The following is a 23060-nucleotide window of genomic DNA, read 5'->3' on the forward strand; positions in this document are numbered from 1 at the left end:
GGTGATCGTATCGCGCTGTTCTTTTCGCGCTGATCGTTTAGAGCTGCTTGGCGAAGCTGCCCACAGCATCATCAACTTTTTGCGCGCCCATCCGGATATCCCGCATCACCTGACCGGCTTCTTTCGACAACTCCAGTGCTTCTGAAGCCTGGGCCAAGCCCTGCTCGATCATCTGCACGGCATTTTCTGTCAGCTTGAGGTTCTCCGAGACCACCGCCATGATTTCTTCCGTGGTCTGGCTGGTTCTCGAAGCCAGCAAACGGACCTCATCCGCAACCACGGCAAACCCTCGTCCTTGCTCACCGGCCCGGGCCGCCTCAATCGCCGCGTTCAGCGCCAGTAAGTTGGTCTGGTTGGCAATCCCGTCGATACTGCTGACCAGTTCGTTGATTTTTTGCGATTGCGCATTCAACGCCTGGATCCCTTCGTTCGCATCAGCCATCTGGCTGGCCAGCTCTCCCATCTTGCCGATGGTTGATTCAATGACCTGGTTCCCCTGCGTGGTTTGCTCACCGGTTGTCGCCGACACTTCGTGTGCAATCTCTGCCGCTTCCGCAATCGCGATTTCACGGTTAATCTGTTCCGTGATCACCGTGGCAAACTTCACCACTTTATACAGATCGCCGTTGGCATCATAAATCGGGTTATAAGTCGCTTCCAGCCATACAGTATGACCGTAACTGTCAATTCGCTTGAAGCGATCGGACACAAACTCCCCCCGGCCCAGTTTCTGCCAAAAGGCCGTATATTCCGGCGAATGAACTTCCGAATGCTCACAGAACATGCGATGATGTTTACCGATGATTTCCGATTTTTTATAGCCCATGGAGGTCAGGAAATTCTGATTGGCTTCCAGAATGACGCCTTCGAGACTGAATTCAATCACGGCAGTCGAGCGGTGCAGCGCCTTGATTAAATCTTCCTGCTCACGTGAGGCTTTAATCGTTCGGGTCAGCTCAGACGCATAGATCAGGAAATGGTTGATCCCACCTTTCGGCGCCTGGATCGGCTGTAGAATTGATCTCAGCCAGGCGGCTTCCCCGTCACCTTTGTCTAGTTCCAACGCCCCGTTCCAGTGCTTCCCTTGCTTCACTGCGTCCGACATCAGTTTAAAATGCGGTGTACTGCGGGAAGACTCCGGCACCAGTGCCGTAATGTGGCGTCCTTTAACCGCATCCGCACGCAACTTCATCTCATCCTGAAAGCGCGCATTCACCGACACGACGTGGCCGTCCGTATCGAGTGTCACCCGAAGCATATCCGCTTCTAAACTTTCTTTGACTTGTAATAAGGCGTGTAAATCTTCTTTAAGCCTTTGATTTTCTTGTTGTACCGATTTATTAAAAAACATAAATCGCATTTCCCTTAGCTGGCAGGTGGAAGTTTGTGGTTCAAAGTGGGGCCTAAACTTGCCTTCGGTACACTACTGACATCACATTCGAAGGGCGTTCAGCGGGCCTGCTTTCATGTCAACTGTGCAGGCAGGTGCCTAGTGTAAAGGACTCCGTCGAAACTGCACGTTTTTATGTCGTCTGGCGATAACATTTTGACACAAAGGTCAACAGAATGCATATAAACACTGACATAATCATCCAGAAAAACATCAAACCGGACGATAGCTAGCGAGTGCCCGCCCCATCGATATCAACCCTCACACATAACAAAGAATTCCTAAATGGGATAACCCAGCTCATCCAACCAACCTGCCAGCCCCCCAAAAGGGCCCCACTCGGCTAAAATGCCCCTTTTTTCTTCGCCTGTCGGAGCATACTTTTGACAATCATGCGGTGAAACGGCTCGATCACCGTGATATAGGCCCGACCCAGGGTATTGTGCATCTCAACTTTGGTGGTAACGGTCAGGGTTGCACTCGCGGTATCCTTCAGCACCGAAATTCTGAAATCCAGATGACGGTCATTTTCCCCGAGCAGTACCTCGTGCGCTGTTTTCTCATACACCTTAAAAATACCGATGCGCTCTTGTAACACCTGCTCCCCGTCGTTCATCGGCCCGGTTTTCAGGCCAAACGGCGTCACCAGTAGGTTACGCAGTCCCATCAAGGCTTTAATCCAATCCTGCTGACCCTCGGTGAACAACTTGTAGGTGATATCCCAGACATCCTGATCGGGATCATTCAACTCAACTTCATACGCATCGGCAAATTGCGCCTTGGGAAGCGTATGTTCGAGCAACGGTGACATTGGCACAGCAACAGTTTTGATCATGATGGCATCCTCTTTTATATAGAGCCCAGAAATCCAAATACGCCGATGGGGAGCAGCAGTATCCACTGCGGCAAACGTACCCACGCGCGCTTGATCTTGAGAGATCGGCCAACGGCCAGAAAGACCAAGCCAAACAGAATAAATTGACCAGAAAGCATCCGAACGGATAAAGCATCGCCCGGAACATAGGCGCTGAACAGAAGCCAGGCCGCGGAAGCAAACAGCAACACGGTCACCATATGCCAGCAGGCATAAAAGGTTCCCTTTACGCTGTCATCCATCCGGGTACTGAGAAACGGCAGTACCGGATGGAAATGCCCGGCAATCAAATGCAAAAAAGCCGTGAATAAGGCAATCGCACCCGAAATAAACAGATACAGATTCAAATCAGACATTCGCTTGCTCCTCAAATAAGGTATCGATCTCAAACCGGACACACGCGCCGGCTCGCTGACACAGTTGCAGATAACCGTAATAGACGCGCTCCAGAAACAGCACCTCCTTGCTCGGATTCACCGGAAACTCACTGTATTTATGCGCGTCCACGGCCAGCGACACCCCTTGCGCCATATAACTCGGATGGGCAGAAAAATCGAAAGACGCCGGGGCCAGCAGTTGATGCTGCCACGCCAGATACTCAATGAAGAGTGCGTTGTTCTTCATCTTTTCCGGCTCTCCCTGATGATTCATATACAGGCGGTTGAAATAATCAATGACCTGCTCAATGTCTTGCGTCTTATAGGCTTTCAACAGCGCCACAAACGCCCCAGCAGTGTCGGGATCAACCGGGACGGTACAACCGAAATCCAGCACCACCAACCGATTGTCCTTATCGATCAGGAAGTTCCCAATATTCGGGTCGGCGTGCAGCATGCCGTAACGGGAAATCGAGGTAAAAAACAGGTCGCACAGTGCCTGGCAGACGGCATTGCGTGCTGAGATCGGCGGGTCGGTCTCCAGCCATTCATCAATATGCAAACCAGCGACATAGGGCGAGCTCATCACGCGCTTTGAGGAATAGGCGGCAATGGGCGGCAAGACGCGCAAGTTCGCAATATCACAACCGGCATAGAAGTCTGCCTGCCGCTGGAACTCCAGCTCATAGTCAGTCTCCTCCATCAGCCGCAGCTCAATTTCCGGCAACATCTGTTCGAATTGAAAACGAGATGGGACCGCCTTGAGCAAGACTGACAGCGTCGCGATGTCGGCGTGGATACTCTCGGCAATTCCCGGGTATTGCACCTTCACCGCCAGCAAGTTGCCGTTGCGGTCTTCGGCCCGGTGAACCTGACCTAAACTTGCGGCGGCAAAGGGCGTGTAATCAAACACTGCAAACAGCTTTTCCGGCGGACAGCCAAACTGGCTCATGAATACTTTTCTCACTACGGCGCGGTTGAGCCCGGGCGCGCGATAACAGGCCTTATTGAGTGCCTCCCGGTAGGCTTTCGGGACCAGGCTATTTTCCAAGGCCAGCATTTGCGCCGCTTTCAACGCCGTGCCTTTTAAGCGGCCCAAGGCAGAAAAGATAATCTCGGCCTGCTCAGCGTCAGTCTGTTGGGTATTCAGCTTGCTCCCCCGAGGCGACAGTAGCGATTGCGTCCGGTTTTTGACCGCATTCGCCCCCAGTTTGACCGCAGTACCGGCCACAATGGCATTACGATGGATTTTACTGGTCGGAACCTTGCTCATCATTCGGCCCTTTTCCCGGTTAACCCCCGCAGCTGACCCATTTGCTTCGCCATCAGCTCAAATCCTGAAAACATATGCTGGCGCAAAAGAAACGACGCCATTTGCCCGGCTTTGCTCAGCACACCGCTGGCGAGTAAAGAAATACCAAAGTTCAGGCTCAGATCGAGCAGTTGCGTGGTATTGGTAAAATCTTCCGAATCATCCTTGAGCCAGTACATCACCATGCCGAGGTAGTAATCCCAAAACAGGGACGGAATGAACTCGTGCAGGCTTTCTTCTTCGAGCGCTCCCTGCGTATAAGCCTGAGACAGATAGAGCCTGATTTGATCACTGAGCTGCGATTTAATCGGCGAGACATGGCCGAATTTGGCCAAAGGCGTGAGAAAAGTCATCTCAAAGGCTTCCTGAACAAACTCACGATACGGCAGCATCTGGGTCAGGTTGGTTTCTATGAGCAGTTGGATTTTCTCTTGCAGTGAATAACTTTCAATATCCTCAATGGATTGCAGTTCTTCAACCGACTTTTTCACCTGATCCGCAAAGTAGCCGTACAGCAAACTTTCTTTGTTCGGAAAGTAGTTATAAATCGTGGCATCGCCGACATTGGCTTGCTTGGCGATTTTGCGCATCGAGACATGCTTGTAACCCTCCATGCTCATCAAATCGACCGCAGCATCCAGAATTTTCTCGCGGACCTTTTCACTTTTCTTCTTCATGAAACCACCTCATCCGAAAACACTATAGATAAATTATGATCAAACCTTCATCAGATCAATAGTGTTTTCACCAAAATTCACCCAACCCGTCAGATCCGGACCAAATAATTTTTAATTCAGGAGACACATCACAGTGATTGACCGGCCATGGACGGCCGACAAGCAGGAGAGAAAGACAGAGCGCAACAAGCCGAGCATGATCGCGTCACGGGGGAGCGAGATTCGTTATTTTCAGCTGGTAGGAAATGAAGAAAGCGAGCAGGGCCAACGCAGCTTGAATCGTTCAGGCTGCGCGGGAAAAGTCAGATGACAACACGACGTCCGGTCGGCATATGTTCCAGGCGCTCACCAAGCACCTCTTTCAATATTCCGAACGCCTTCATGCCGGTACAGTGGCCCGTATAGAGCTTATCGATCGGATAATCCGACAGCGTGCGACCAATGGCTTCAATATCCTGCGGTGTCCCACCGATACCATTGAGCAGCGGCAGGCCAACCAAGTGAAACCCACCTACGACGGCTTTAATTCGGGTATCGGGGAACAGAGAAAGTGCAGTCTCCACCATATTCAGCACCCCATGATGCGCACAGCCGGTGAATACAACCAGGCCGTCTTATTCTTTGACGACCATCATCAGTTCATGCTCAAAGGTATCCGGCTTACGGCCCTGCCTCGTGTCCGTATACAAATACTGATTTCCTTTCGGCTGCTCGTATTGATGACTGAGCTCAGTGACCACAAAAACGCCCGGCAGGATCTCCGTCATCTGACTGACGAATTTCACCCGTTCTCCGGCCTTTTCCAACAGATCCTTGGCAATACCGACATTACTCTTAAAGCCGAAAGCCCGGAAAGAGTACTCAGCCTCATCACAGGCCCTGAAATACACCGATGCCGCGGTATTCCGATCGAGAAAATGCGTGATGCCATTACAGTGGTCATGGTGGCGATGCGAAATCACCGCGGCATCAACTGTCTGTAGATCGATGTTCAATCGCGCAGCATTGTCACAAAATATCTGATTACTTCCGGCATCAAATAAGATCTGCCGCCCTTGAGTTTTCACATGCAGGGACAACCCTCGTTCAACGGCAAGATCAGGTCGGTCCGCCAATCGGGAGTTATCAACTAAAGTGGTCAGTTCCATTGAAACCTCATCGGAAGATATATTGTGGGAGCCGTATTCTGATTAACAGTGAGTACGGTTGTCAATCCAGGTATACATGAGCACGCTTGCTTCGCGTTTCCAGAGATTGAGTTATCGTTGTCGCATAGATTATACAATCTTGACCCATTGTTTTCGCCATTCCGGTGCCGGGTAATCGTCAGGCCAAAACTCCGCTTGTTTACGAATGAAACCATCTTTCACGGTATGAAAGGTAATCACCCGATCTTGTCGCACCCCATCGGTGACGGACACATCTGTCACCACAGTGTCATGTTCAGCAACCGCAGCGTTGATTGTAAATACCCACTCACCATCTGCCGGATAGTATGAGTTGATAGCTGCAAAATTTTCACGACCCACAATGAGCTCAGACGATTGAGGCCAAAAGCATTCGAAATCTTCCGCGAGCCACTCGCTGGCTTTAGCAAAATCATTTGACTGCATCGACTCCCAATATGCGATAACCACTTCCTTTGGCGTCATACATTCCCTTAAACTGACATTCGGCATAAAATATTACCTTGCTATCAGCATCGTGTTGTTCATTCCGAAATCGCCATTCTACCTTAATCCACTTTCGATGCTAACGAACTATACGCGATAGAAAACTATCCTTAAAACCACCAAGATCACCGTCGAGTGGATAGGTTTATCAGAGCCGCGTCATTAACTGCCGTAACCACGCGCCATGAGTACCGCTAAGAAAGGGAGCAGAAGTAACAACGTCGCCTCAAGCCGTTTGATACGCATGATATACCTTGGAACTTGAATCTCTGAACTTTCATTTTTTCTGTGTTTCAAAAAGAATAAGGTGGGTATTACAGACATCAGTGCAATGAAGAAGAACAAACCAATCTTTACATGAAAAACGGCATTACCGGTATAAAACTGACTGGGCTTACCGACTAAGAACCACAATATCAACCCCGCGCCCAGTGTAACGATGGCACTTAAACCATACATTGCGTCGATCAGCACTAATTTCCTTGCCGTCTCGAAATTGAGTTTTTCGGCAAGCAATGCATTTTCAATAGCAAGATGCCCAGAAAATGGAGATATCTTACCCATAGCTCTTCCATGCAATCCGCTCCCTGCTCTACTTGCGCTTAGATATAGAACGCACTCTCGCACAGACATACGACAAAGTCATGATACGGTGGTTGATTCGCTCAGTACGGTTCTTTCGGCCATGACCGGAACATAAAATACCTCACCTGACGATGGGACTTTCAATATTGGCGGAGCGCCTTGGAGGCGAGGATTGTCAAATTCCGACACTCAGCTATACACCTGAAACGAAAAAAGCCCTGTCTAGGGTTCGCACCCTATCTCTTTCTTTACCAAGCAGTCGATGCAAAAAAGCCAGCAATTAAGCTGGCTTTTTCAATGTGGCGGAGAGATAGGGATTTGAACCCTAGATACGCTATAAACGTATGCCGGTTTTCAAGACCGGTGCTTTCAACCACTCAGCCATCTCTCCGTAAGTGCGGCGTATGATAAGACCCGGCAGCGACGCTGTAAAGTCTTAATTCAACACAAGAATTCAAGCGATGAGATGTCAGCCAGATTCACGCAAAATCCGATATCTTTTAAGCAAGATCCGTCCAAAGCCCCCCTAATCCAAAAAAGCCGGAAGCAGTGTGCCAACCGTCAGCAGTGCCAGGGCTACATTAAATCCTTGCTGCTTTTTCGGAGAATCCAGCAGGCAGCGCATGCCGTAGCCCATATAAGCCCACAGGCTATTCGCCATAAAACCAAACGCGGTAAACACCAGCAGGATCATCAGCACAGAGGACCAGTATTGCTCGGGTAAATTGTAACTGCTGACCAGCGCCAGGCAGGCCATCCAAGCTTTGACATTGCCCAACTGAAATAAGGTCGCCTGTCTCACCGACAACGGACCGGTTTGTTCCGCCGCCATGCCGGATGCGCTTGAGAGCGCCAGTTTCCCTGCCATCCACAGCATGTACCCGAGCCCGAGATAACGTAGCGTCTGATAAATCCCGGGATGTTGCGTCATCGCCGCCCCGACACCGCTGGCACACAACACAATCAACACCATGATCCCCAGACGGATCCCCAACAGGTGCCGAAGCGATCGCTTCATCCCGAACTGGGCGCCGGAACTGGCCAGCAAGAAATTATTCGGGCCGGGGGTAATGGCCAGCACAAAGGCGAGGACACTCATCGCCGGCATAATCTCCCATAGCGTTGCCATCATTTTTCCTTTTTCTGATCGTTGAATGGCAAACAGCGTAAAAGTAACAATCGCGTCGGACCTAACAAAAATGCGTCACCATGACAATTCTTCTGTTTCTTTCGTCCGGCGCCTTATTTATCCTGTCCTCAGTTTCAATTGTACCCCTCGAGAGCAGGACAATGTTCATTCCCGACATCAGTGGCCGCAGCGGACCCAAGTACATGGCTCTGGCCGACGCTTTTGCCGAAGCCATCGAAAGCAGCGAGCTCGAAGCGCACACCAAGCTCCCACCGCAACGCATTCTGTCCTATCGGTTGGGTGTGACGGTCGGCACCGTGACCCGGGCCTATCAGGAGCTGGAACACCGGGGTCTGGTTGCCCCCAAAGTCGGCAGCGGCACTTATGTCAAAGATCGCCACCATGAGTCGCGGGCGTTTTATCACCCGGTCACCACCAAAAGCGGCATCGATCTGGCGATTTGTCGCCCCCTGCTGATCAACCAGCAACAACACCTTTCCCGTACACTTCAGGATCTCTCACTGGAGCCGATTGCCCAGCGCGCGGTGTTGGATTATTGCAGTGCGGAAGGCTTGCAAGGCCACAACCAGACGCTGCAGCACTGGCTGGGACAGCGGTTCAAATGCGAGATGGACAGCCGTCGCTTGCTCTGGACCTATGGCGGTCAGCACGGTCTGTCGGTGCTGGTCCAGGCACTCACGCGCCCGAAAGAGACGATTCTGGTCGAAGGGTTGTGTTACCCGGAGTTTCTTCATAGCTGTCAGCAGTCTGAGCGAAAGCTGGTGCCGATCCGGCTCGATGCGCAGGGGATCATTCCGGAAGATTTAGAGCTTCAATGCCAGCGGCACAAGCCCCGCTTATTGTATTTAACACCGGCCATCCAAAATCCGACCGGAGCCTGCCTCAGCGACAGCCGACGGCTTCGGGTGATCGAAATCTGTCGGCGACACCAGGTACTGATCATTGAAGATGACGTACTCTATTGCCCGCCGGAGCATCGACAAACACCATTGGTTGCGATTGCGCCCGATATCACCCTGTTTGTCGGCAGTTTCTCAAAATATTTTTCCGGCGGCTTACGGGTCGGCTACATCATCATGCCACGCTCGCTATCCTTGCCGATGCAACGAGCCCTGCGCGCGAGTTGCATGCATATCAGCCCACTTATGATTGACTTGGTCTGCCGGTGGCTGACCAACGGCGCGATGGATGCCGTTGATCGGGAAATTGCCGCTGAGCTGAAAGCGCGTCACCGCATTTTGCAGCAAATTTTTCCCAATGCCGGCCATGGGGCCGTGCCGGGGTTCAATGTCTGGATCCCGTTACCGTCACCACTCACCGGACGCCAGTTGAGCCACCAGCTCAAGCAAGATGGCGTGCATGTTCGCGAAGCCGAAATGTTCGCAGTGGATCACTATCCGGCCCCGGCGGCGATCCGGGTCTCACTGACCGGCCCAACCAGCCGCACGCAACTCAAATCCGGCCTGGAAGTGATCCGGACGCAGATTCAGTCTGCTTCGGCGCATGCCGAGGATCCTTGATTCCCTGACATCGCACTACCTTGCGCCACTTCTTGATGTAGCCAGTCGGTAAACGCCTGGATCCGGGCTCGGCGGGATGAATGAGGATCATGATAGACGGTATACCGGACCCCGGGGGTCATGCCAATATCAAAGGGTTTCACCAGCAGACCGCGCTCGATAAAATCACCGGCCAGGCTTTCGGTGCCCAGGCACGCACCATGCCCGGCCATCACGGCACTCAGGCCCATATCAAAGGTACTGACTTCCATCCATTGAACCTGCGCGTCGGGCATCGTGACACCGGCAATGTTAAACCATCGCTCCCAGGTGAAACTTTTCGTTTCCACCCCGTGGATCAACCAGCATTTCAGTAATTGCGCCGGATGTTCCAGTTTCAGTGACTGCGCCAGCTCCGGCGAGCAAATCGGATAAACCGGCTCTTCATACAAGATGGTCTGCTCAATGCCTTCCCCCAGTTGCCTGTCGTACCCCTGACGGATCGCAACATCAATGCTGCCGTATTTGATTTCCGGATATTCCGTGGTGGCATAGACCCGGATCGGAATATTGGGGTGAAGCATGGTGAACTTCCACAGCTTCGGCATCAGCCAGCGCGAGGCAAACGACGGGGTCGTGTTCACCGCCAGCATCCCTTCCACCGGCTCAGACTGAATGGCATTTAAGCCAGAAAGAATATGCTCAAAGCCGGATGTGACCTGTTGATACAACGTCTGCCCTTTGCGGGTGAGCATCATGTCCCGTCCCTGACGGACAAACAATTTACAGTGTAAGCCGTCTTCCAACAGCCGGATTTTCTGACTCACTGCCGCTTGGCTGACGTGAAGTTCCTGCGCCGCTTTACTGTAGCTACTCAGCCTTGCTGCCGATTCAAAATAGCGCAGCCCGGCAAGCCAACGTAATCGATTATCCATAACCTGTACTTATATTAACTGTAATCATTCATCGTTCGTGTTTGCGCGCAATCATGCCCATACTTTGTCCAGAAAGTCACGCAGAGAAAGGAGCGTATGATGATAAAAGTCGCGATAAATTGGGATCTGGAATTCAGTATTTCACTGCCAACCTGGGATTTTTCCTGGAAAAAACGAAAGCATCACCTGGCGAGTCAGCCTGTCAATAGCGCCATTTCCGAGCATTTAAAACGCGACATCGGCCTTGCACCATCAATACCGGCCTCCCGGCATTATCTGGAGTATTTATAACACATAATTATTGATTAAGGTTTACGGAGGGATGACGGACAACGCTCGCCGAACCCCTTCAGCATACGCCGGAAACTGAGCGATATTGTTATGATCGGCCCCTTGCACCACCACAACGTTCTTCAGTTGCGAGCCAAAAGCCGCGACCAAGTGTTCAGCACTTTCTCGTGGGATCACCCGGTCCTGCTCGGCAATAAAGATAAATGTCTGGGCCCGGATGGCGCTGACCCGCTCAATCGAAGCGAACCTGTCTTCGATCAGCAGGGAGACCGGCAGCATCCAGTAAATGGTTTTCGCAACCTGCTCGATGCTGTCGAACGGGGTGACGAGCAGCAACCGATCAACCCGATCAGGCTGTTCCGCCGCCACATATGTGGCCACGCCGGAGCCCAAACTACGTCCCATCAGGGCGATAATGGGATGATTTTCACTCACCGCCTGAAATACGCCCATCGCATCCTGATACAACCCCAACTCCGTCGGCTGACCCGGGTTATTGCCATAACCCCGGTACGGGATCAGATACACACTGTAGTCCGGCACCACGGTCCGAAAGAAAGGAATATTCATCTCAATGCTTTCCGCATTGCCGCCGTAATAAATCAGCGCCCGGGATTGTCCGGGGTTGATCACCCAGCCTTGAAGAACCCGATCATCCAGCTGAAAACGAATGTTTTCCTCACCAAACTGCGCGCTGGCCGGTTGCGGAAAATACAGAAACTGTCGCTGTAAGGAACAACATGTCATAACCAATACCGTATAACCCACGACTCCCCAGACAAATACCCGTTTCATCACTTCCCGCGCCCCCGGAACCATCGGGTTACCTCGCCTTTATAGACCCAGAGATAAACCAGGAGATAGAGAAGCAGATTAGCCGCAAACACTGCGAGCCCGATCCAAAGCTGAGTTTCATGACTCAGTCCCGGCGGATAAATGATCGGCAACAAGTAATGGTCGATAAAGCCACCGGGGTAACCCGATTGCCCAGCCATTATTCGCAGCCGGTTTTCCAGCGGCGTCAGCGGGCAGACCCAACCCATCAGGCTCAGTACCAACACCCAGATCACCGCCGGCACATGCAGCCAGGCAACGGCACGGCGCCACCACAGCAGGGCACCACCAAAGGCGACAAACACAATAAACAGAAGGTGTAAAATAACAACAACATCGGCCATTACCCGGTAGACCATCGGTCCAGCCTTTCCTCGTTGTATCAGATAAATTGCAGCACGCTCTCTAATCACTGTAGTGCAAATCGAACCGGAGTTATCCACCGGTGCTGAAGGTCTTCAACCTTATACCGACCCTAAAATCGTACGTTACAGCGATTATCAACAGTTGTTGGGGATAATAAAGTTCAGCGGGATCAGGTACAAAGCGAATGGAAACGAGCCAAGGGGCAGGCAAAGGAGGCTAGTAAAGAGGGGTGGAAAAAGAGAGCAGGATGAGATGCAGATAAACTTCAACAATGGGCCAGAAACGGCAACAGGCAAAATCAGGCGTGAGTGGGAATATCCCTACTCATTCATACCCTACCACGTTCCAGGTCTTGAATGAGCCAGGTTGCTATGCTGAGCAGCATTCAGCACAAAAAACTTTTCCGAAGACACAATTAAAGGTGATGAAAATCAACCTTGTAGAGAGCGATTGGCACGAATCGCAAACTGGTGACGATCGTAATCCATCTGGTTAGAAAACAGTGAGAAAAAGTGGCGTAGTTGTTTCATAGTCAGCTCCTGAGCTTTACAATCGTTGACAAGTGCGCTTTGACGGTTGGGGCGCTGGATAACCCCCGCTTAATCCGACAACGCCGCACCAAGGTGAAAGTAAATTCCGTAATTAACTTTCAAAACAAATATAATTCAGCTCTGAAGTGTGATCAAGATCTATTTTATGATTTTTTGATGACATTCAGTAACATCCGTCTATGACAACCCGGTCGGGAATAGACGGCGTTCTCCGCGCATTCGTAACCTTGAACCGCAGTATGTGGCCCGCAACTTTTGATTCGCCTTCTTTGATTGTCAGTCTCGGGCCTGCGGGCCAGCACAGAGCCGGGGGCTAACCCCCGTTCGCGAGCGGCATAAAAGCGCGCACGGCCTGATCCCGAAACGTCAGCGAGTGGTGTTTGCCGGCTTCCCGATATTGCTGACAATAACTCACGGGATCCCCCGGATGAACGTAAAAAGGGGAGTCAACGCCTAACCCAGCCAGCTTCTGGTGCCAGCGGCGCATCAAGTGCTCCGGAACCGGCGGTAGCTCCCGCAACACCCGCTCCGACAGTTCAAACCCACTTTGTGTCGCTAAGGCAAACATGTCGTCATTGGCCGCTGCCAGCCAGGACGCACCTTGAGCATTGACGCACAGCAGCGGCAAAAAAGGCGCCAGGGCCGGAACCACATCATTGCGGTAGATTTCCACCTCCCAGTAAGAACGCGCAATCGCGATAAACTGCTCAAAGCTGGTGATGGGCCGAAACCCGGACGTCCCCAGTGGGCGAATTTCGACCCGCGGCTTGTTCGGATTCACGGTGTCATTGGCCGTATCGATATACCAGTCACCCACCACCATCGCATTCTGAAAATATTCATCACGCAAAGACCCCCACACTTTGGTCAGGGTGCCCCCTTGTTGCAGGTAGTCCCTAATGGGTTGGAAAGCCGCTTCATGCGGTGCTTTCAGCGCTTCACACCAGAGCTCGAACACCTTATCCCTGATTTCTTTACAGCGTCCGAGTGGATACGTTTTCCCGGCGAAATGCGGAAAATCAGGGGCCAGGATCAGGTCAGCTTGTAAACGCTGGTACGCCAGCGCTTTCTCCAGCGCGCGGCACTGTTCATCAGTCAACAACAGGGTCATAAGCAGCTCATTTTGCGAGAATTTAAGCCAGACTGCGCAAAATACACACCCGAGTCAAGGGCCCGCCTTCTCTCGGCCTTTGACCAATCCCCCGGTTCATTATTGGCCGTCTGGACCGATCATCTGTCCGATGAAACATTTGACCTTCCCGGCGCAGGCTTTAAGATACCCGAACTCAACCGAGCGCATATCATGTTCAATCTGATACCAGGTATCATTCACCATCCGGAGGTAAGGCATTCATGGAACAAGTGACCGTTTTGAACGCAGTTTTTCGCGGTAAAGTCGCCCATCGCTACGGGATGGAAACCGCAATCGACAAGGTGCCGACCACCGAACGTATTTACCTGTCGGAAACCGGCCTGGCGGGGGATGAATGTGCCGAGAAACGTTTTCACGGCGGCACGGAGCGGGCGTTACACCAATACCCGGCGGAGCACTATACCTATTGGCGCGAAAAATACGGCATCGAGAAAAACTGGCAGGCACCGGGGATGGGCGAAAACCTCAGCACCGAAGGCATGACCGAAGATACGGTGTGTCTGGGCGATCGCTACCAGTGGGGAGAAACCATCATTGAAGTAAGCCAGCCCCGCTCGCCATGCTTTAAACTCAATCAACGCTGGGATATCGAGAAGTTCTCAGTCGATATGCAGGACATCAGTCGCTGCGGCTGGTTATACCGGGTGATCCAGCCGGGCTACGTCAGTGTCGATGATCCACTCAAACTGATTGCACGCGAACCCGATGCCATGACGCTGCGCGAGGTATGCGATATCTATTTCGGCGATCCACTCAACCGCGACGCCTTGATGCGCCTCAAAGCCCAGTCGAAACTGTCGCAAAGCTGGACCCGCACCCTCGACAAGCGCCTGGAGACCAACGAACTGGAAAACTGGAACTTCCGCCTGCTGGGGCATGCCTGAGTCTGGCACCACTATCCGGGGCAGAATCTGGGTCTAAAATCCAGCACCTGCTCCCGCCCCCACGAACACTTCAAAATAAAGCCTCCCCAAGGCGGGGCAATGCAGTTCACTTAAGGGGAGCTGCATGGCGATTAACCGGGTAGCGGGTCTTTGATACCTTAACTGCCCTGGGCCTAGATGGCCTGGGGCGATTTTCCTTGAAGAGCACTGACAGGTCCCCCCGTAGTGCCTTTAGCCTCTTGGGCGTGTTTCCCGGTGACAGTGCCTTACTCATTACCCTGAGCTGACTTGCAATAAACTGGCAGGCGTACTTGAAGCTTATTTCTGTGGGGGCTCTGTCATGCGCCACAGCCGCCTGGCTTGCCTCTCTCCTGACCAGGTTGTAGCCGAGAAGCAACCCCCATAACTCTTGATAAACCAGCTCGACCGTTTTGCTCCGCAAGGTAAGAGAATTGTGCTGCATGGAGCTCTTTATATCGCGGTAGCCCAGTTCAATCTCCCAGCGTTCGTGGTATAGGGTGGCAACCTGCTCGGCGCTGTACATCTCTCTTGGCAGGGAGGTGAAAACCGTTTTCTCTTTCCCGTCTACCTCATAGGTGACTGCCCGTACCTGCCATTTCTCAGGAAGGGTCGGATTCTTCTTTCTCGCTTGGGGCGAGACCTTCATCTCGATAAGGTTGTCATTGGTTTCCTCCTCGTCGAGAAGTGTGTATACCACGCCTTTTTTAGCAGGAATAAGCCAATGTCGGTTTGCCCCGCTGGCAGAGATGCCCAGCAACAGGCTTGCTCCGTAAAATCCCTTATCCAGCAAAGTCACCGAGTTATCCGGCAGCGAGTTGATAAAGGGTTGGGCCAGCGGTATTTCACCTCGGCGATAAGGGCTGATATCGGCATCAATGATGATATGGGAACGCACGTTCATCATGGTGACAAGACGGAGTACAGGGTAAGGTGTCTGGCGCTTTCCGGATGTGTTTCCCGAACCGAAGTGTTCGCGAAGCCCGGGGGTATCCGGGGTCCTGAACAGAGCCCCATCAACAGCAAAAACCTGAAGTTTATTCCAGCTGTCTTCCGGGTACCTTTCTTTACCCCATACCTGAGCACACTGTTTGAACAGCCATTTAGGCGCTTCCTTTCCCAGTCGCTGACGGGCTTGTGTCAGAGCACTCTTGGCCAGGAGTTCCTCGTTTGCCAACCCTTCGGCACAGACATTCATACGGCGGGCCACTTCAGCTATAGGCTCATTGCGGAAAAAGGCCATACCGACAATAAGCCAGAGCACCATATCACTGGGGAGCCGTCTTCGTCTGATGGTTGCCTGAGTCGATAAAGATGTAGCTCTGGCAACCCACTCGTCGGGAACGTGTTCAGAGAAAGTGGTCAGCTGGGAGATATCGACAGGAGACTCTTCAAGAAAATCTGTGAGTGCGGAAGCTACGGGCATAAAAAACCGGAAACCAGTAAATGATTTCCGATTTTGACGCATCAGAAGGATCAGTCAACCGATCCTTAACTGATCAGCATTGCGGCCATCACACGGGCGTTATTCACCACATAGGCCTGATAGTCGGCGAACTCCGGCAGCAAGACTTCCTGAAAAGCCACGGCCTCGGTCGCAATCACGTGAATAGTAATCATCCCATTTTTAACCGTGGTTAAAACTAGAAGTTAAGCAGCCACTTCAGCACCACCCCGTCGCGCTATTACCTGGAACTGCGGATGAACAACGCCCTCCAATTGCTACTCCAATCCAACACTCCATAGCCAGCATCGCCGCGGCTTCCGGGTTTGTTACCGCCACCTATTTCAACCGCTGCTTTAAGGCGTTTTTCTCGATTTCACCGCTGGCGCTAAGGAATCAAGGGAAGGGATAGATCGAGTTGGCTCAGTTTTGCCCCAAAGCTATTTAGAACTAACGAATCAGTTGCAATATGTAAACTAATCTTTGCCATACCTTTCTTAACCTGAACTTGGAGCTGTCTAGTTTCTGGAGGGAGATTCACAAAAGATAAAAAGAAACTGCGGCCAACGCTAACTAATAAAGCATAGCTCGCCTAATTCAATGTAAAGCGGATAACTTTTTTCAACGGCGCCGCGTACTAAGGCTAGAGCGATAGGCGCGCTACGTGCCAATTTGACCCCTTAAAACAGGCAAAATGAGAGGTTTTAATGTGTTGATTTTATGGGATTTTATTTTAATGTCTTCGCATAAGCATAATGGTAGTCTTGCCTTCAGTTCATGCAAGGAGTCCTCATGAAAACCTACAATCATACATATCGGTACCACAACTTTTCACATAAAGACTTAAGCGCTCTCACGTTCACTGCTTGCACTTTTATTCGCTGCGACTTTCGACGTGCTAACTTGCGCGATGCGACATTCGTTAACTGCAAGTTCATTGAACAGGGTGATATCGAAGGCTGCCACTTTGATGTCGCAGATCTTCGCGATGCAAGTTTCCAACAATGCCAACTTGCGATGGCAAACTTCAGTAACGCCAATTGCTACGGTATTGAGTTACGTGAGTGTGATTTAAAAGGTGCCAACTTTTCCCGAGCAAACTTTGCCAATCAAGTAAGTAATCGTATGTACTTTTGCTCAGCCTTTATTACTGGATGTAACCTTTCCTATGCCAATATGGAGCGGGTTTGTTTAGAAAAATGTGAGCTGTTTGAAAATCGCTGGATAGGAACTCACCTAGCGGGTGCATCACTGAAAGAGTCAGACTTAAGTCGAGGTGTTTTTTCCGAAGATGTCTGGGGGCAATTTAGCCTACAGGGTGCCAATTTATGCCACGCCGAACTCGACGGTTTAGATCCCCGCAAAGTCGATACATCAGGTATCAAAATTGCAGATTGGCAGCAAGAACAGCTTCTCGAAGCGCTGGGTATTGTTGTTTTTCCTGACTAGATGCTTATGAATACCTGCTGAAGGCAGCATATAAGATAGACTATATACGGCATCAATACATTTTCTAATCTAAATCACCCGAGCTAGAGCAATGCCTCTAGCTCACTTTTGTCCACTTCCAAGTCACAAATCCACTCACTCCCCACTCGCTTCATTTCCCAACCAAACCGTTCCCAACTGATACGCTAGGCTCAGTACCACGGCGCCGACGAACAGGCCGACGATGCCGGACATCGCCATGCCACCAAGGGCGCCAAGCAGGATCACCAGCATCGGGGTTTCAGAGCCGCGGCTGAGCAGCACGGGTTTGAGCACCGCGTCACTGGCACTGACCAGCAGACACCAGATCAGAAACAGCACCGCAACGACAGTGCTCTGGGTGCCGAAGACGATGAAAATCGGGATCAAGAGTGCAATGATCGGTGGCAGCTGAATAATGGCGATCAGCAGCACCGCCACCATCCACAGCGCAATGGCCGGCACCCCGGCAAACACCATCCCGATCCCGGCGAACACCGACTGGATCAGCGCAACCCCGATCACCCCCTGCACCACACTCCGAACCGTGGTTTTCGACAACTTAGTCAGTTGTTCGCCGTGCTTACCAGTCAGGCGATCTGCTATTGCTTGAAAAGCCGCTTCACATTTTTCGGCATGGGCCATAAATGCTCCGGCGATTAGGGTTGAGATGATGAACTGAACAAAGCCGAGCCCCAGTGAACCAAGCAGCCCCGCCATCTTGCCAGCAAACTGTTTCAGCGGCTCGGCATACTGCACCAGCACGCCTTTGAGGTTGGTCGAGGCTATGTCGACAAACACATAGAGCTTCTCTCCCACCAGCGGCCAGGCTTTCATCGCCGGATCTGGTTGCGGAATCGTCAGGGTACCATCCTGCAACCCCACAATCACGTCTGCAGCGCTGGTATAAATGCCGGTCGAGAGCGCAATCAGGGGGACCAGTAAAATGACGACCCCGATCCCCGACAGCAACACACTGGCTTTGGTCAGGCTCATACCAAGACGGTTGTGCATGCTCACCGCCAGCGGATACAGCGCCGTGGCAATAATCGCGCCCCATACCAGCAGCATGAGAAAGGGCCGTAAAATCGAGAAACACCAAATCAGCAGCAAGGCCACCGCGCCGATTTTAATCGCCGCATCAATTGCCTGCGTTGCAAATTGATCGTCTGTTTTCATCGTCCCGCCCCTTTTTCACATCGTTCTTCATCAATCGATCTGAGTAAACCGCTCTGATTAAAAAATCCCTTCATGGAAAAACCTCTCCAAAAAGCTTTTCCGCTAGTTCGGCTGCAAAAATTTCCACGTTCGCGTTTCTAGAAAATACGCCGCGACTATCATGTACAACCCAACCACCACCAGCTGTACGATTCGGGTAATCGTGGTGCTGTCGATGTCGCCGGAACTGAGCAAGGTAGAGCCGATCAGCACAAGCAAGGTACTGAACGCGGTCACATAAACCGGGGCTTTTTCCCCGGCGGTATAGATTTTGGTGGCCATCACCATCGCCAGCAGCGCAATAAACAAGGTGTAAAACCCAATGTTCGGCACGATGGCCAGCACCGTAAACGAGCCGATGGCCAGCAGACCTCCCAGGCCGTTGCTGACCACCAAAAACGCACTCAGCTTGACCGACTTCTCCCCGGTGATCATCAGCGACAGCAGGGCAATAAAAATCATGGTCAGGATCGCTTCGCTGATCTGAAACACGAAGAAAAAGCACACCACAGGGAAAGAGATCAGCAAGGCCCGGAAAGCAGCCCGCCAACGCTGATGCGGCGTCAGCATCACCGGGGCAAAACCCGGAAACTCGGCCTCCGGCTCAGGAAAATAGATATGCGCCAGGGTAAAGAGAGTGATCGCGACCACCCCGGAAATCGTCAGTCCCCCAGCCAGAAAGCCGGAGACGGTGGCACTACTGCCCATTGCGATAAAGGGCAGGATCAGAATCGCGAGGATCAAAATCGTCGCGAACAGGTTCCATTTCGGATTAGTGAATAGATAGTAACCCCACATCATCATCAAGCCGATCAGCATCATCAATGGAATTGGATACTGGGTGATCCCGCCCGACAGCAACATACCCAGCCCGATGGTGACCAGCATCGCCAGCAGCAACTCGATTAAGGTTTCCCGGTGTAGTGTGGGCTTGTCGATCAGAAATTTGGCCGTTAGCACCGGCGCGATATGGGCCAAATCCCATTCCAGCCAGGCGGCCAGAAAAACCGCCAGACCGACCCCCACTGTAAAGCGCAGGATCCGAACCTGAGTCGCTTCCGTCAGTGTGTCAGTCACAGACGCCACGGTACTTGTGTCGGAAGCCGTCGCCTTATCGGACATAAGACAACCAGCTGATCAACCGGATCCAGACTTTGCCGATCAGGTTAAAGATCGTGTTATCGTCGGCATAGACAATCACATCCGCCTGACCGCCCACCCGCAGCACGCCACGCGCCTGGGTGTGGTCAAACTCAATCAGGATGGGCAGCATCTGAGTTTGCCGTAACCAGCCCTTCTGGGTATCGGCTTTGGCCAGCTTGCCGGCCTGATCGCCTTCACCCCAGTCGATGCCCCAATCCACGCTGGACACCGTGCCTTTAAACACCTTGCCGGGGACAAAGTCGAGGGCAATTTCCACCGCATCCCCTGCCGTGACATTGCCCAGGCTGTTTTCCCGGAAATAGGCTTCAATCCAGATGGTTTCAGTCGAGACAAAGGTCATCAGCGGTTGTCCGGTGGAGGCATAAAAACCTTCTGACAAACTGAAATTCGACACCCCGCCCTGAGTCGGCGCGCGGACTTCGGTCCGTTCCAGGTTAAGCTGTGCCTGCTCCAAAGCCAGCAACGCGGCTTTAATCTGGCTGTTCTCCTCCCCTGCCGCGCCCAGTTGTTGCTTGGCTTTTTCCAAGTCGGCCTCGGCGTTGACCACATTGGCCCGTGCCGTTGCCAGAGTCGCCCGCGCCTCATCCGCATCCGACTGGGAGACCACGCCTTTTTTCACCAGAGCCAGGACACGGTTGGTTTGCAGCTCTGCGTTTTGCCGCTCGACAATCGCTGAGGTCAGACGCGCCTGAGCCGATGCAATCGCCGCCGTTTGCGCGCCGACATTCTGACCGGCGATTTCGAGGTTTTCTTTGGCCTGCGCCACAGCAATTTGATAGTCAGACGGATCCAGCTTGACGAGCACATCCCCTTCCGCAACCAGCTGATTGGGTGCCACATTGATTTCCAACACCAAGCCGGACACTTCCGGTTTGACCGGTACGACAAAGGTTTTGACCCGGGCGTTGTCCGTGATCGGGATAATACGATCGGAGATGATGTTAAACAGTAGCAACACCGCCACGGTCAGCAGCAGGATATTGGTGATCTTTTTAACTTTATTGGTCTTCTGCGGCGCTTGATCCTCTGCCACTGTTTCAGGTTCCAGAACAGCATCTTTTTCTTCTTCTGCCATGGGGATGCCTCTTCGATTCGGCGCCGACGCCTGAGCAGGCGCTTCATCCGTCAATACACGCAAGACACCCTTTCAAACAAACCCTGGGCAAATCACGCGACGGATAAGCCCGCGATTTCAAGTCTTAACCATAGCCAAGCCGGTGCCGAAGCAACTGACAATACATAAGACGAAGCAGCAATGAGACAACCTAAGCAAGCGCTGACTAATGATCTTCCGGCAGGTAAGGCTGGAGCACATCCCAGCGGAAGGTCGGCCCGTCGGTACAGACATATTTGTGCTTGAGGTAACAATGGCCGCAGGTGCCGAGGCCACAATGCATCCGGCGCTCAATCGACAGGTAAATGGCGTGATCGTACACCCCGGAGGCGACCAGATAATCGGCCATGCCGAACATCATCACCTGTGGCCCGGCGAGCAGCACCACATCCGGCAACTCACCGAAGCTGTCGAGCACGGTCGGCATGATATCAATCGGCCGGCCGTGATATTCATTTTCGTCACCGTTGAGATCGCCGTTTTCGATCATGTTGAACACCGGAATGAACTGCTGCCACCGCTCCCGTTCCGGGTTGAGCATTTTTGCCTGCTGGCTCCGCGCCCCATACACCACGGTGAGCTGGGTATAATTCTGTTGCTCGACCAGATGATCGACCACGCCCACCAGCGGCGCCAAACCACAGCCACCACCCACGATCAAGATCCGCTTGCCGGAGATCTCGTTCATCGGCCAACCAACCCCATATGGCCCGCGTGCGCCGAGGATCTGGCCGGGTTGCAGGCCAAACAACGCAGTGGTGACGGCTCCCATCTGACGCACCAGCGCCCGGAAGTGCCCCTGTTCATCCGGCACCTGGGTAAAGGTAAACGGCGCTTCGCCGACACCCGGGACATTCAGCATGAAAAACTGGCCGATTTGGGCTTTCTGCCAGTCAGTGTCTTGCTTGGTCAACGTCGGCTCAGATCCATCCAACAAGCGAAACTGGAAGTGCCGTGCTTGCTCGCCGTCGTCATAGAAGTCCACCAGCTCGATGGCTGAAGGGGTCAGGTTATGCATCGTCGACTATCCTCTTCATCACCGAATGAACCCCGATCACGCCAGGGCAGACCTGCTCGCAGCGACCACAGCCGACACAGCCATAGCGGCCAAATTCCGGTAAAAAATCATCACTGAACTTGTGATACCAGAAGCGCTTCACCCGCTCTCCGGCCTGTGCGCTGGGATTGTGGTAACTGGCTTCGCGCTGGAATCCTTCGTACAGGCAGGAATCCCAGAAGCGCATTTGCTGCGTTGCGGGCTGCGCCGCTTTGGGTGTACTGCCAGAGCTCTCCGCAGCATTCACCGCCAAATCAGTAGCTTTATCAGCAACGGGCTGCGACTCGGTACCGTAGCAGGAGCAGGTCGGACACAGGGTGGTACAGCCTGAGCAGGCCAGGCACTGAACACCGATCCGCTGCCACAATGCGTCGGAGACCTCACCCCGGTTCAGCCGCTCCACCCCTTCGGTGATGTAGCTGTGGTCGTCAAATTCCTGCTCGCAGTGGCTAAGCTGCTCCCAGCGCTGATTCATCTTCTGAGCCGAGGCCGGGGTGAGTGCCAGTCCCTGAATCGCATCTTTGCCCTGTGCGGTGACGACCACCAGCAACCATTGATCGTTCTCCAGCGGATGGAGGATCAGATCGGCGGTTTCATCACGCACGCCGGGTCCGGCATTGACCAGATAACAAAAGCCCTGTTCACAAGGGTGGACGCAATCAATGCCCACCAGCAGCGCCTGACGGCGACGCGCCTGATAATAGGCGTCCTGCTCGAAAAACAGATCCTGGTAATGGATCGCGGTTAAATCGCAGCTCTGCACACCAAACAGCACAAAGGGATCGGGCCTCGGCAGGATTTCACGGAAAAACTGGCCGTCGAACACATACAGCGGCTCCTGCTCGGCAAAAAAGAAACTTTTCGCCGAACCTTGCGGCTTTTGTGCGCTGAGTGGCGGATAAGCCGGGGGGATAATGTGTTGCCAGTGCGCATCCCCCGGCGCGGATTCCACCACCTGATACAATTGCCGGGCGCGGGATAAGTGATCCTGCAACGCTTTGAGCGACTCAACCAGATACTGCTGCAT

At 52.6% G+C, this 23060-nt stretch carries 24 protein-coding genes, 1 tRNA gene and 1 pseudogene; 5 read left to right on the forward strand and 21 right to left on the reverse strand.

Features of this window, described 5'->3' with window-relative positions; translation table 11 throughout:
• Positions 1-37: 37 nt before the first annotated feature.
• From NH461_RS21275 to NH461_RS21320, 10 genes and pseudogenes are all read right to left on the reverse strand, one after another.
• Entirely contained in the window at positions 38-1351 is a 1314-nt protein-coding gene (locus NH461_RS21275) for a methyl-accepting chemotaxis protein (RefSeq protein ID WP_261602970.1), read from the reverse strand.
• A 382-nt stretch (positions 1352-1733) separates the two neighbouring features.
• Positions 1734-2225, reverse strand: coding sequence for a DUF2867 domain-containing protein (locus NH461_RS21280; RefSeq protein WP_261602971.1), 492 nt, complete (start codon positions 2223-2225; stop codon positions 1734-1736).
• 14 nt (positions 2226-2239) lie between these two features.
• Positions 2240-2620: a hypothetical protein gene (locus NH461_RS21285; RefSeq protein WP_261602972.1), complete on the reverse strand. Its 381-nt coding sequence runs from the start codon at positions 2618-2620 to the stop codon at positions 2240-2242.
• Positions 2613-3917 (reverse strand): ABC1 kinase family protein, encoded by a 1305-nt coding sequence (locus tag NH461_RS21290; RefSeq protein ID WP_261602973.1) that lies wholly within the window; start codon positions 3915-3917, stop codon positions 2613-2615. The genes NH461_RS21285 and NH461_RS21290 overlap by 8 nt, the downstream gene beginning before the upstream one ends.
• Entirely contained in the window at positions 3914-4630 is a 717-nt protein-coding gene (locus NH461_RS21295) for a TetR/AcrR family transcriptional regulator (RefSeq protein WP_261602974.1), read from the reverse strand. The genes NH461_RS21290 and NH461_RS21295 overlap by 4 nt, the downstream gene beginning before the upstream one ends.
• 302 nt (positions 4631-4932) lie before the next feature.
• Positions 4933-5778 (reverse strand): annotated as a pseudogene (locus NH461_RS21300) (MBL fold metallo-hydrolase).
• A gap of 129 nt (positions 5779-5907) precedes the next feature.
• Positions 5908-6282, reverse strand: a complete 375-nt coding sequence (locus NH461_RS21305; protein ID WP_261604603.1) for a nuclear transport factor 2 family protein — start codon at positions 6280-6282, stop codon at positions 5908-5910.
• Positions 6283-6465: 183 nt separating this feature from the next.
• Positions 6466-6867, reverse strand: coding sequence for a DUF2214 family protein (locus NH461_RS21310; protein ID WP_261602975.1), 402 nt, complete (start codon positions 6865-6867; stop codon positions 6466-6468).
• A 321-nt stretch (positions 6868-7188) separates the two neighbouring features.
• Positions 7189-7279, reverse strand: a tRNA-Ser gene (locus tag NH461_RS21315).
• 135 nt (positions 7280-7414) lie between these two features.
• The gene (locus NH461_RS21320; RefSeq protein WP_315903249.1) at positions 7415-8020 is read right to left on the reverse strand and encodes a LysE family translocator; all 606 of its coding nucleotides are present in this window, start codon (positions 8018-8020) and stop codon (positions 7415-7417) included.
• Positions 8021-8178: 158 nt separating this feature from the next.
• On the opposite strand from NH461_RS21320, the gene NH461_RS21325 reads away from it, so the two are divergent.
• Complete coding sequence (locus NH461_RS21325) at positions 8179-9558, forward strand: PLP-dependent aminotransferase family protein (RefSeq protein ID WP_261602976.1); 1380 nt, start codon at positions 8179-8181, stop codon at positions 9556-9558.
• Here the strand turns inward: NH461_RS21325 and NH461_RS21330 are convergent.
• Positions 9525-10472 carry a LysR substrate-binding domain-containing protein gene (locus NH461_RS21330; RefSeq protein WP_261602977.1) on the reverse strand — a complete coding sequence of 316 codons (948 nt, stop codon included), beginning with the start codon at positions 10470-10472 and terminating at the stop codon, positions 9525-9527. The genes NH461_RS21325 and NH461_RS21330 overlap by 34 nt on opposite strands.
• Before the next feature lie 96 nt (positions 10473-10568).
• Here NH461_RS21330 and NH461_RS21335 point away from each other — a divergent pair, with 96 nt between their 5' ends.
• Positions 10569-10763, forward strand: a complete 195-nt coding sequence (locus NH461_RS21335) for a hypothetical protein (RefSeq protein WP_261602978.1) — start codon at positions 10569-10571, stop codon at positions 10761-10763.
• A gap of 21 nt (positions 10764-10784) precedes the next feature.
• Here the strand turns inward: NH461_RS21335 and NH461_RS21340 are convergent, their stop codons facing one another.
• Both NH461_RS21340 and NH461_RS21345 read right to left on the reverse strand, forming a co-directional pair.
• On the reverse strand, positions 10785-11510 hold the full coding sequence (locus NH461_RS21340) for an alpha/beta hydrolase (protein ID WP_261602979.1): 726 nt from the start codon (positions 11508-11510) through the stop codon (positions 10785-10787).
• Between the two features lie 47 nt (positions 11511-11557).
• Complete coding sequence (locus NH461_RS21345) at positions 11558-11956, reverse strand: DUF2784 domain-containing protein (protein ID WP_261602980.1); 399 nt, start codon at positions 11954-11956, stop codon at positions 11558-11560.
• Between the two features lie 58 nt (positions 11957-12014).
• Here NH461_RS21345 and NH461_RS21350 point away from each other — a divergent pair, with 58 nt between their 5' ends.
• Positions 12015-12323, forward strand: a complete 309-nt coding sequence (locus tag NH461_RS21350; protein WP_261602981.1) for a hypothetical protein — start codon at positions 12015-12017, stop codon at positions 12321-12323.
• A 504-nt stretch (positions 12324-12827) separates the two neighbouring features.
• Here NH461_RS21350 and NH461_RS21355 read toward each other — a convergent pair.
• On the reverse strand, positions 12828-13625 hold the full coding sequence (locus NH461_RS21355; RefSeq protein ID WP_261602982.1) for a hypothetical protein: 798 nt from the start codon (positions 13623-13625) through the stop codon (positions 12828-12830).
• A gap of 242 nt (positions 13626-13867) precedes the next feature.
• Between NH461_RS21355 and NH461_RS21360 the strand changes: the two genes are divergently transcribed.
• A complete protein-coding gene (locus NH461_RS21360; protein ID WP_261602983.1) occupies positions 13868-14551 on the forward strand; it encodes an MOSC domain-containing protein in 684 nt (227 codons plus the stop codon).
• Between the two features lie 106 nt (positions 14552-14657).
• On the opposite strand, the gene NH461_RS21365 is transcribed toward NH461_RS21360, so the two are convergent.
• On the reverse strand, positions 14658-15995 hold the full coding sequence (locus NH461_RS21365; RefSeq protein ID WP_261602984.1) for an IS4 family transposase: 1338 nt from the start codon (positions 15993-15995) through the stop codon (positions 14658-14660).
• Between the two features lie 65 nt (positions 15996-16060).
• Positions 16061-16189, reverse strand: coding sequence for a hypothetical protein (locus NH461_RS21370; protein ID WP_261602985.1), 129 nt, complete (start codon positions 16187-16189; stop codon positions 16061-16063).
• Positions 16190-16805: 616 nt separating this feature from the next.
• Here NH461_RS21370 and NH461_RS21375 point away from each other — a divergent pair.
• Positions 16806-17462, forward strand: a complete 657-nt coding sequence (locus NH461_RS21375; protein WP_261602986.1) for a QnrS family quinolone resistance pentapeptide repeat protein — start codon at positions 16806-16808, stop codon at positions 17460-17462.
• A gap of 135 nt (positions 17463-17597) precedes the next feature.
• Here the strand turns inward: NH461_RS21375 and NH461_RS21380 are convergent, their stop codons facing one another.
• The 5 genes from NH461_RS21380 to NH461_RS21400 form a co-directional block, all read right to left on the reverse strand.
• Positions 17598-18659 carry an AI-2E family transporter gene (locus NH461_RS21380; RefSeq protein WP_261602987.1) on the reverse strand — a complete coding sequence of 354 codons (1062 nt, stop codon included), beginning with the start codon at positions 18657-18659 and terminating at the stop codon, positions 17598-17600.
• Between the two features lie 102 nt (positions 18660-18761).
• Entirely contained in the window at positions 18762-19820 is a 1059-nt protein-coding gene (locus NH461_RS21385; RefSeq protein WP_410000116.1) for a DUF2955 domain-containing protein, read from the reverse strand.
• Positions 19810-20937 carry an HlyD family secretion protein gene (locus NH461_RS21390; protein ID WP_261602988.1) on the reverse strand — a complete coding sequence of 376 codons (1128 nt, stop codon included), beginning with the start codon at positions 20935-20937 and terminating at the stop codon, positions 19810-19812. The genes NH461_RS21385 and NH461_RS21390 overlap by 11 nt, the downstream gene beginning before the upstream one ends.
• A 205-nt stretch (positions 20938-21142) precedes the next feature.
• Positions 21143-21994, reverse strand: coding sequence for an FAD-binding oxidoreductase (locus tag NH461_RS21395; RefSeq protein WP_261602989.1), 852 nt, complete (start codon positions 21992-21994; stop codon positions 21143-21145).
• On the reverse strand, positions 21987-23060 hold the full coding sequence (locus NH461_RS21400) for a 4Fe-4S dicluster domain-containing protein (RefSeq protein ID WP_261602990.1): 1074 nt from the start codon (positions 23058-23060) through the stop codon (positions 21987-21989). Before NH461_RS21400 ends, NH461_RS21395 begins: the two co-directional genes overlap by 8 nt.

The sequence above is a fragment of the Photobacterium sp. TY1-4 genome, from assembly GCF_025398175.1.
Taxonomy (GTDB): domain Bacteria; phylum Pseudomonadota; class Gammaproteobacteria; order Enterobacterales; family Vibrionaceae; genus Photobacterium.

Bases quoted from the DNA above. Each gene is read 5' to 3' on its own strand.
- NH461_RS21275 (WP_261602970.1), bottom strand. From the start codon at position 1,351: ATGTTTTTTAATAAATCGGTACAACAAGAAAATCAAAGGCTTAAAGAA.
- NH461_RS21280 (WP_261602971.1), bottom strand. From the start codon at position 2,225: ATGATCAAAACTGTTGCTGTGCCAATGTCACCGTTGCTCGAACATACG.
- NH461_RS21285 (WP_261602972.1), bottom strand. From the start codon at position 2,620: ATGTCTGATTTGAATCTGTATCTGTTTATTTCGGGTGCGATTGCCTTA.
- NH461_RS21290 (WP_261602973.1), bottom strand. From the start codon at position 3,917: ATGATGAGCAAGGTTCCGACCAGTAAAATCCATCGTAATGCCATTGTG.
- NH461_RS21295 (WP_261602974.1), bottom strand. From the start codon at position 4,630: ATGAAGAAGAAAAGTGAAAAGGTCCGCGAGAAAATTCTGGATGCTGCG.
- NH461_RS21305 (WP_261604603.1), bottom strand. From the start codon at position 6,282: ATGACGCCAAAGGAAGTGGTTATCGCATATTGGGAGTCGATGCAGTCA.
- NH461_RS21310 (WP_261602975.1), bottom strand. From the start codon at position 6,867: ATGGGTAAGATATCTCCATTTTCTGGGCATCTTGCTATTGAAAATGCA.
- NH461_RS21320 (WP_315903249.1), bottom strand. From the start codon at position 8,020: ATGATGGCAACGCTATGGGAGATTATGCCGGCGATGAGTGTCCTCGCC.
- NH461_RS21325 (WP_261602976.1), top strand. From the start codon at position 8,179: ATGTTCATTCCCGACATCAGTGGCCGCAGCGGACCCAAGTACATGGCT.
- NH461_RS21330 (WP_261602977.1), bottom strand. From the start codon at position 10,472: ATGGATAATCGATTACGTTGGCTTGCCGGGCTGCGCTATTTTGAATCG.
- NH461_RS21335 (WP_261602978.1), top strand. From the start codon at position 10,569: ATGATGATAAAAGTCGCGATAAATTGGGATCTGGAATTCAGTATTTCA.
- NH461_RS21340 (WP_261602979.1), bottom strand. From the start codon at position 11,510: ATGACATGTTGTTCCTTACAGCGACAGTTTCTGTATTTTCCGCAACCG.
- NH461_RS21345 (WP_261602980.1), bottom strand. From the start codon at position 11,956: ATGGTCTACCGGGTAATGGCCGATGTTGTTGTTATTTTACACCTTCTG.
- NH461_RS21355 (WP_261602982.1), bottom strand. From the start codon at position 13,625: ATGACCCTGTTGTTGACTGATGAACAGTGCCGCGCGCTGGAGAAAGCG.
- NH461_RS21360 (WP_261602983.1), top strand. From the start codon at position 13,868: ATGGAACAAGTGACCGTTTTGAACGCAGTTTTTCGCGGTAAAGTCGCC.
- NH461_RS21365 (WP_261602984.1), bottom strand. From the start codon at position 15,995: ATGCCCGTAGCTTCCGCACTCACAGATTTTCTTGAAGAGTCTCCTGTC.
- NH461_RS21370 (WP_261602985.1), bottom strand. From the start codon at position 16,189: ATGATTACTATTCACGTGATTGCGACCGAGGCCGTGGCTTTTCAGGAA.
- NH461_RS21375 (WP_261602986.1), top strand. From the start codon at position 16,806: ATGAAAACCTACAATCATACATATCGGTACCACAACTTTTCACATAAA.
- NH461_RS21380 (WP_261602987.1), bottom strand. From the start codon at position 18,659: ATGAAAACAGACGATCAATTTGCAACGCAGGCAATTGATGCGGCGATT.
- NH461_RS21385 (WP_410000116.1), bottom strand. From the start codon at position 19,820: ATGTCCGATAAGGCGACGGCTTCCGACACAAGTACCGTGGCGTCTGTG.
- NH461_RS21390 (WP_261602988.1), bottom strand. From the start codon at position 20,937: ATGGCAGAAGAAGAAAAAGATGCTGTTCTGGAACCTGAAACAGTGGCA.
- NH461_RS21395 (WP_261602989.1), bottom strand. From the start codon at position 21,994: ATGCATAACCTGACCCCTTCAGCCATCGAGCTGGTGGACTTCTATGAC.
- NH461_RS21400 (WP_261602990.1), bottom strand. From the start codon at position 23,060: ATGCAGCAGTATCTGGTTGAGTCGCTCAAAGCGTTGCAGGATCACTTA.